This is a genomic window from Photorhabdus sp. RM323S, assembly GCF_042879375.1.
Classification (GTDB): Bacteria; Pseudomonadota; Gammaproteobacteria; order Enterobacterales; family Enterobacteriaceae; genus Photorhabdus; species Photorhabdus tasmaniensis.
The window spans coordinates 126,066-132,645 of the sequence record NZ_JBHFKZ010000009.1 but is presented as its reverse complement, the minus strand read 5'-3'; the positions used below and the strand labels follow the sequence as shown (position 1 = coordinate 132,645).

Sequence of the window (6,580 nt, the reverse complement as noted above, 5' to 3'; positions counted from 1 at the left end):
GTCCTGCTACCCGACCAGTTTTTAGGTCATGTTGATACGGCCAGAGACTTTCTGGAGATACATTTGCCCGCGACATTACGGGCCGTTTGTGATCTGGATACACTGCGGTTGGAATCCGGATCGTTTATTGACGACAATCTGAGTGCGTATTATTCCGACATTTTGTATTCATTGAAAACAGCGCAGGGTGACGGTTACGTGTATTGCGTGATCGAACACCAGAGTTCCCCGGATAAGATGATAGCATTTCGGCTTATGCGCTACGGTATTTCAGCCATGCAACGGCATCTGGAACAGGAGCATGAAAAATTACCGCTGGTCATTCCGATGTTGTTCTATCACGGGAAAATCCAGCCGTATCCCTGGAGTACCCATTGGCTCGACTGCTTCGATGATCCAGCTCTGGCGAAGGAAATCTATTCCGGTCCATTCCCGCTGGTAGATGTGACGGTAATATCGGATGATGAGATCCTGACGCATAAACGGGTCGCGCTACTGGAAATGGTACAAAAGCATATCCGGCAGCGTGATATGGCGGAGCTGCTGCAAGAGTTGGTTATACTGCTGACGTATGATTACTATACGGATGAACAGCTAAAAAGCGTGCTAAACTACTTATTACAGGCGGGAGATACCGCCGATCCAGAGGGTTTTATCCGGCGACTGGCAGAACAGTCCCCGAAGTATGAGGAGGTACTGATGACAATAGCACAGAAACTGGAGCAGAAGGGGCACCAGAAAGGATTTATTGAAGGGCGTCAAGAAGGGCGTCAGGAAGGACGTCAAGAAGGACGTCAGGAAGGACTCCAGGAAGGATTGCATAAAGGCGAAAAACAGGGGATCCTGAAAATCGCGTGTGCGATGATCGATATGGGTATCGACCGTGAAACGATAATGAAAACTACCGGGTTGAGCCAGAACGAACTTGAGCAAATACGCCACTAACTCGCGCTGAGAGTTTTTAATCAGCATTTAACGATGCGTGTTAAAAAAGGATCTTACGGCGACTGGCAGAACAGTCCCCGAAGTATGAGGAGGTACTGATGACAATAGCGCAGAAACTGGAGCAGAAGGGGCACCAGAAAGGATTTATTGAAGGGCGTCAGGAAGGACGTCAAGAAGGATTCCAGGAAGGATTGTATAAAGGCGAAAAACAGGGGATCCTGAAAATCGCGTGTGCGATGATCGATATGGGTATCGACTGTGAAACGGTAATGAAAACTACCGGGTTGAGCCAGAACGAACTTGAGCAAATACGCCACTAACTCGTGCTGAGAGCTCTTAATCAGCATTCAACGATGCGTGTTAAACGAGGATCTTACGGTGACTGTCAGAACAGTCACCGAAGTATGAGTATCGACCGTGAAACGGTGATGAAAATCACCGGACTGAGTCAGAGTGAGCTTGAACAAATGTCCGACAAAATTACTGTTGATACGTTATCGGCATAAAAATGCTTGAGTTAATGTACAAAACGCATAGAAGCGGCACATTTACATTCCAAGCGATAAGACCGAGTTTGAATCTACGTGTTTCTGAAATCTCTGTTCTTAAGCAGAGTTAGGGTTATTTACTGATGGTCTTTCCGGCAACGAATGACAACCGAAATATGGGCTGGGCTATCATTTTTGGCAATTAATGGTTTATTTATACGAGCTGTTTCTACACAAATCATATTTTTGTAACCTTCATCACACATATCTTTCATATTATTCGATAATTCAGCACCGGGATTCCAGCATACAACATCACTGTGATGGTAATGGTGAATTTCAATTGTTCGTTTCAGTGAGTTATCTCTTATCAGATTAAAATCTTCTGGTTCTGTATAGATGCGGTCAGTGTGGCCGGTGAAAGTAAGATCTTCTCCTGTTGTGTATTGCTCTTTATCAGCAACAATATCAATAAAACGTTTACCCAGACCACTGACTGAAATCTGATTAATATTACCGACATTCAGATAAGTGTGCAGGGCACAGGTTGCCTGATAATCACCATAGGCTTCCAGTTCCACTTCACAGGTTTCACACAGTTTGAAACGGGCAATCAAGGTAAAATCATAGGGCCACAATTTACGGGTATATTCGTTGTCTTTCAGCGTGAAAGTTAATATTACGCCATTTTCATGTTCATTATGTGCACTGAATTCCCAGGGAAACGTTCTGGCAAAACCGTGATTTGGTGTTCCTACGGGGCCAAACCAGGGCCAACAAATAGGAATACCCCCGCGGATAGCGGTGCCTGCTTTAAATGCTGTTTTCCTGCTTAACCACAATCCCGGTTCTTCATCACTGGGTTGCCAGGCGATGAGGTGCGCCCCTTGCTGGCTGATTGCGCCACGAACTTTAGGATGAGACACGACTATCAATGGGAAGCCATCTATATTCCGTTGACTGATGGAAGGGGAGATTTGTTCTGCAACCGGTAATGCAAAAATTGTATCGCTCATGTGTTATGACCTTATAAACCCAAAGCAGGCATATTGCATGGCCCAAGAATAACGCATGTTGTAAACAGATTAAAACAAAAGAGCCGCAAGGAAAGGCGGCTCTTTTCAGGCAAGGTGATGACTCAGTTATTTAGAGATGTGAGTGATGAGATCCAGCACTTTATTAGAATAACCTGTTTCGTTGTCATACCAGGAAACCAGCTTCACAAAGTTGTCATTCAGGGCAATACCGGCTTTTGCATCAAATACAGAAGTCAGTTTTTCGCCATTGAAATCGTTAGATACAACGTCATCTTCGGTGTAACCCAGAACGCCTTTCAGCTCACCTTCAGCTGCGTCTTTGATGGCATCACAGATTTGCTGATAGGTGGCAGGTTTTTCCAGACGTACAGTCAGGTCAACAACAGAGACGTTAGGAGTAGGAACACGGAAAGCCATACCAGTCAGTTTACCGTTCAGTTCAGGGATAACTTTACCTACTGCTTTAGCCGCACCGGTAGATGATGGGATGATATTCTGAGCGGCGCCACGGCCACCGCGCCAATCTTTTGCAGAAGGGCCATCCACTGTTTTCTGAGTCGCAGTGGTTGCGTGAACAGTGGTCATCAGCCCTTCGACGATGCCGAATTTGTCATTGATAACTTTAGCCAGCGGTGCCAGACAGTTAGTGGTGCAGGAGGCATTGGAAACGATGTCCTGGCCGGCGTAAGCTTTGTGGTTAACACCCATAACAAACATAGGTGTGTCATCTTTGGATGGGCCAGTCAGAACCACTTTTTTCGCACCAGCGATAATGTGCTTACGTGCAGTTTCATCAGTCAGGAAGATACCTGTTGCTTCTGCAACAACATCAACGCCCACTTCATTCCATTTCAGGTTGGCTGGATCTCTTTCTGCTGTAACACGGATAGTTTTACCGTTAACAACCAGGTGGCCGTCTTCTACTTCAACCGTTCCGTTGAAGCGACCGTGAGTTGAATCGTATTTCAGCATGTAAGCCATGTATTTTGCATCCAGCAAATCGTTGATTGCGACGATTTCGATGTCTGAACGTTCTTGTGCAGCACGGAAAACAATACGGCCAATACGACCAAAACCGTTGATACCTACTTTGATAGTCATAGTGTTCCACCAGCTATTTTTTAGTGAATTAAAAATTATTACTAAAGTTACCAAAACCTTGCCAGCCGTCAAGCGGAATCGTGTCAATAGTCGAAAAACATCGACTTTGAGTACACCATTCAGACACTTGCTATACGGTACCAGCAATCGATCCGCCCATCATTATCGGGGCACCGACAGATATTGAAAGTTAATCGGTTAGATATGCGAGTCACATCACAAATAGTAGGATAAATATCTTCAGTTAACCGCTTAAAATAAATTCCACTGATGTAATGTTAATCTTTTGTTATTATCATTTGATTTTATTGAAAACATGAGTCTTATTAAGGTGGTCGTTATGGCTAAGAATCCTGATGTTTCCCTTTATACAGAGCTTACTGATATTCAGCGCCATGTTACCCAGAATGCCGGGACGGAACCGCCATTTTCGGGGAAACTGCTACATAATAAAAAAAGTGGCGTGTATCATTGTCTGTGCTGTGGGCAGCCGTTATTTATGTCCGAGACTAAATTTGATTCTGGCTGTGGCTGGCCGAGTTTTTACCAGCCTGTCAGCGATGATGCGGTACTGTATCTTGATGATAATAGCCATAATATGCAGCGTATTGAAGTTCGTTGCCGCCATTGTGACGCTCATTTGGGGCATGTGTTCGCTGATGGTCCGAAACCAACAGGAGAACGTTTTTGTATCAACTCGGCTGCGTTAAGTTTCACTGATGAAAATACAGGTGAAAAAACAGTAGGTTAGACATTTTTATCATTGCCGGCATTGCCGTTAATTTATGTAAGAAAAATCGTTTCAGCTAATTCTAGAAAATAATAATGAGGAAATATCAATGGAACTGGATGATCTGTTATCTGTAATGACACCAGAAATATATCAACGCCTGGTTCAGGCAGTCGAACTGGGTAAATGGCAGGATGGTGTGCCTCTAACTGTAGAGCAGAAAGAGAATAGCTTGCAAATGATTATGCTATGGCAAGCAAGGCACAACCATGAACCTGAGCATATGACAATCGGTACTGATGGTCAGTTGGTGATGAAGAGTAAACAAGAACTGAAAGCGGCCTTTCAGTCTGAAATGGTGGCAACATTTAAACCATAATCTTCGCAAGATGGATATGAAAAGGCTGAGTTTGTTGAACTCAGCCTGGCCTTGATGGGTATCAGAAAAGGGCTCTTTCTAACTGGGCAAGTTCTATCAGGATCGCGCCTTGCGCTTTTATCTCTTTGTATGCGGATTGGCTGTCACCTGGACTGAGGTTAACCCCCCGACAACCATCAGTGATTACCCAGGTTTCATAACCTAATGCCAGCGCATCCAGCGCGGTAAACTTCACACAATAATCAGTGGCAATACCAATAATAAACAGGCGTTCAATTTGCTCTGTTTGCAACCAGTCGTCAAGCCGGGTTTTACTCTGATGGCCGTTATCAAAGAAAGCGCTGTAGCTGTCGATCTGTGGATTTTCGCCTTTGTAGAAAATCTCAATAATGGCCTGCTTGTTCAGTTGTGGATGGAAATCAGCGCCATGTTGCCCCTGAACACAGTGTTCCGGCCACCATACTTGCGGAATACCGTTCAGTATACCGATATCCCCGATCTTCTGACCGGAGTTTACTGCGAAGCTCATATGTTCAGCAGGGTGCCAGTCTTGGGTGGCAATAATGCTGATATTGTGTTTCAGACAGATATCAATTGCCTGATTTGCAACATCAATGACGTGTTCACTCTCTTTTACGGCCAATGCACCGCCGGTACAGAAATCATTCTGTAGATCAATAAGTAATAGGGCTGTTTTCATCTCTTTCTCGGATTATTTGTCGGCATAACTTAATTCACCACGTAAATTTTGTTGCATTAAATAACGAATTTTTTCATTGCCATAAGGTTGACTGAGTAAATAGTGCAACTTAGTTAAAGTTGCTTCAAAGGTCATATCGTAGCCACTGATAACACCGGCTTCAGCCAAAGCATGACCGGTTGCGTAACCATCCATGTTTACCCTGCCAGAAATGCACTGGGTCAGATTGACAACCACAATCCCTCTCTCTGTTGCCTGTTTTAGCGTTTTCAATAATTCAGGGTGCTGTGGTGCATTGCCGACGCCATATGAGCGCAGGATTAAGGCTTTAACCGGTTGCATTAAAATATTGTTCACAACCTGACTGGAAAGGCCGGGATAAATGGTTATCACGCCAATAGGCTGATGAGTGATCTGATGAGTGATAAATGCACCACGGCTGGCGGGGGCCGGACCTGCATTGAAGGTTTTGATGTTAATACCTGCTTCCATCAATGGGGAGCAGTTTGGTGAGGCAAAAGCATCGAAACCGTCCGCATGTGCTTTGACCGTCCGGTTCCCACGGAACAATTTATTATTGAAAAACAGGCTGACCTCGTTAACGGGGTAGTTAGCGGCAAGATAAAGTGCATTCAGCAAATTTGTCTGTCCGTCAGAGCGTAGTGCTTCCAGCGGGATTTGTGATCCTGTCACAATCACCGGCTTACCCAGATTCTCAAACATAAAAGAGAGCGCGGATGCGGTAAATGCCATCGTATCCGTGCCATGCAGGATCACGAAACCATCATAATCATCGTAATTTTGCCGGATATCATCAGCGATGAGTTGCCAGTCTTCTGGGGTCATATCAGAAGAATCAATCAGTGGGTGATGTTCACGGAGGGTGAATGTTGGCATTTCAGACCGGTGGAATTCGGGCATTTTGGTGAGCTGGCGCTGTAAATGGCCGGAAACGGGAATGTATCCCTGAGATGAACGTTGCATCCCAATGGTTCCGCCAGTATAGACGACATAAATAGATTTTTTCTGCATGACTATGCCTCGTAAAAAGATCAGCTGGATTATAGGAGCATTACAAAATAAAAAAAGCCTGACAGGGTATCTGTCAGGCTAAAAACGTCATTAATTAAGTTATCACCAGGATCATACCGGGGAATTCCAGCGGCATGTTTCTGCTAATATCATGCATTATGATGGTTT

At 44.7% G+C, this 6,580-nt stretch carries 8 protein-coding genes and 1 pseudogene; 5 read left to right on the top strand and 4 right to left on the bottom strand.

Annotated elements, in window-relative coordinates:
- Positions 1 to 3: 3 nt before the first annotated feature.
- The 3 genes and pseudogenes from ACGF7G_RS06830 (at position 4) to ACGF7G_RS06820 (ending at position 1,451) form a co-directional block, all read left to right on the top strand.
- On the top strand, positions 4 to 945 hold the full coding sequence (locus tag ACGF7G_RS06830; protein WP_387464382.1) for an Rpn family recombination-promoting nuclease/putative transposase: 942 nt from the start codon (positions 4 to 6) through the stop codon (positions 943 to 945).
- A gap of 53 nt (positions 946 to 998) precedes the next feature.
- Positions 999 to 1,265, top strand: a pseudogene (locus tag ACGF7G_RS06825) (ISNCY family transposase); the annotation flags it as partial.
- Between the two features lie 33 nt (positions 1,266 to 1,298).
- Entirely contained in the window at positions 1,299 to 1,451 is a 153-nt protein-coding gene (locus ACGF7G_RS06820) for a hypothetical protein (protein ID WP_387464380.1), read from the top strand.
- A 119-nt stretch (positions 1,452 to 1,570) separates the two neighbouring features.
- Here ACGF7G_RS06820 and ACGF7G_RS06815 read toward each other — a convergent pair whose 3' ends face one another.
- Both ACGF7G_RS06815 and gapA read right to left on the bottom strand, forming a co-directional pair.
- The gene (locus ACGF7G_RS06815; RefSeq protein ID WP_387464378.1) at positions 1,571 to 2,449 is read right to left on the bottom strand and encodes a D-hexose-6-phosphate mutarotase; all 879 of its coding nucleotides are present in this window, start codon (positions 2,447 to 2,449) and stop codon (positions 1,571 to 1,573) included.
- A gap of 126 nt (positions 2,450 to 2,575) precedes the next feature.
- A complete protein-coding gene (gapA, locus tag ACGF7G_RS06810) occupies positions 2,576 to 3,571 on the bottom strand; it encodes a glyceraldehyde-3-phosphate dehydrogenase (RefSeq protein WP_387464376.1) in 996 nt (331 codons plus the stop codon).
- Positions 3,572 to 3,911: 340 nt separating this feature from the next.
- Between gapA and msrB the strand changes: the two genes are divergently transcribed.
- On the top strand, positions 3,912 to 4,322 hold the full coding sequence (gene msrB / locus ACGF7G_RS06805; RefSeq protein WP_387464374.1) for a peptide-methionine (R)-S-oxide reductase MsrB: 411 nt from the start codon (positions 3,912 to 3,914) through the stop codon (positions 4,320 to 4,322).
- A gap of 88 nt (positions 4,323 to 4,410) precedes the next feature.
- Positions 4,411 to 4,680 (top strand): YeaC family protein, encoded by a 270-nt coding sequence (locus ACGF7G_RS06800; protein ID WP_133812892.1) that lies wholly within the window; start codon positions 4,411 to 4,413, stop codon positions 4,678 to 4,680.
- A 61-nt stretch (positions 4,681 to 4,741) separates the two neighbouring features.
- Here the strand turns inward: ACGF7G_RS06800 and pncA are convergent, their stop codons facing one another.
- Both pncA and ansA read right to left on the bottom strand, forming a co-directional pair.
- On the bottom strand, positions 4,742 to 5,380 hold the full coding sequence (pncA, locus tag ACGF7G_RS06795) for a bifunctional nicotinamidase/pyrazinamidase (protein WP_387464372.1): 639 nt from the start codon (positions 5,378 to 5,380) through the stop codon (positions 4,742 to 4,744).
- Positions 5,381 to 5,392: 12 nt separating this feature from the next.
- Positions 5,393 to 6,412 (bottom strand): asparaginase, encoded by a 1,020-nt coding sequence (ansA, locus tag ACGF7G_RS06790; protein WP_387464370.1) that lies wholly within the window; start codon positions 6,410 to 6,412, stop codon positions 5,393 to 5,395.
- Between the last annotated feature and the right edge of the window lie 168 nt (positions 6,413 to 6,580).

What these genes read in the sequence shown, in the direction of transcription:
- gapA (WP_387464376.1), bottom strand. Translation starts at nt 3,571, where the DNA reads ATGACTATCAAAGTAGGTATCAACGGTTTTGGTCGTATTGGCCGTATT.
- ACGF7G_RS06820 (WP_387464380.1), top strand. Translation starts at nt 1,299, where the DNA reads ATGCGTGTTAAACGAGGATCTTACGGTGACTGTCAGAACAGTCACCGA.
- ACGF7G_RS06800 (WP_133812892.1), top strand. Translation starts at nt 4,411, where the DNA reads ATGGAACTGGATGATCTGTTATCTGTAATGACACCAGAAATATATCAA.
- pncA (WP_387464372.1), bottom strand. Translation starts at nt 5,380, where the DNA reads ATGAAAACAGCCCTATTACTTATTGATCTACAGAATGATTTCTGTACC.
- ACGF7G_RS06815 (WP_387464378.1), bottom strand. Translation starts at nt 2,449, where the DNA reads ATGAGCGATACAATTTTTGCATTACCGGTTGCAGAACAAATCTCCCCT.
- msrB (WP_387464374.1), top strand. Translation starts at nt 3,912, where the DNA reads ATGGCTAAGAATCCTGATGTTTCCCTTTATACAGAGCTTACTGATATT.
- ansA (WP_387464370.1), bottom strand. Translation starts at nt 6,412, where the DNA reads ATGCAGAAAAAATCTATTTATGTCGTCTATACTGGCGGAACCATTGGG.